The organism is Thalassotalea mangrovi (assembly GCF_005116735.1).
GTDB lineage: Bacteria > Pseudomonadota > Gammaproteobacteria > Enterobacterales > Alteromonadaceae > Thalassotalea_A > Thalassotalea_A mangrovi.
On sequence record NZ_SWDB01000062.1, the window covers coordinates 1 to 769 of the forward strand.

Annotated in this window: 1 protein-coding gene; it reads right to left on the reverse strand. The window is 35.1% G+C overall.

Annotation, left to right across the window (positions count from 1 at the left end; genetic code table 11):
* A partial coding sequence (locus tag E8M12_RS16240; protein WP_136737319.1) for a site-specific integrase occupies nt 1-769 on the reverse strand: 769 nt, incomplete at both ends.

Consider the following 769-nt stretch of genomic DNA (forward strand, 5'->3'; position numbering starts at 1 on the left):
TTTAATAATTGGTATTCCTGTTTATTGCTTGAAGAATTGCCGGTCCTATTTACTCGTTTTAGGACTGGTTCAGAATTCCTCAAAAATTCATCCAAATATACAAGTGGATCGATCCTACCCCTTGCGCTAAAGAAGTATATGTGCCTACTAACGCTTGTCTTTGTCTCTGTCACTAAACACTGGATTATTACTCCCAGATACTTATTTTGGACTAATTTAAATGATTTCGGATCAACGTTCTTAATATCGCTGAATCTTCCACAATTGATGAAAGTAGCTAGGAAGAGGAATTGGTATAAAGTTTTTGTTTTTGTAAATCTCGAAGTATACTCAAACGAATTTAGTATTTTCTCAGTGATCTCCCAGATGCTTTCACCCTCACTTAGAAGTGCTTTAAGCATTTTTTTACTGTGGCTATTTCCCTTATCTGCTTCTTCCGATGATTCGAACTGTAATTGCAAACTACTTACAATATCAGTGATATCAGATTGATGTTTTTGTCCATAGTAAGGAATAATTGTAAATTCCCAAGCAGGAATCAATTTCTTTAATGAGGCTTCCAGAATTGTTGCTTTTTGCGTCTTGTATTTAAACTGGAGTGATTTATTGACAATATCGAAACTCAGCGAATTGCTTATGATAGTATTATAGCTCATGAATGTGGCTCTCTTGATTGCTGTTCCGTTATGTGTAATCATCCAACATAAATAGGTTAGTTCAGCAGCACATAATGCTATTTTCTCACCTGAAGGTCTTTCAAACCTTTCCA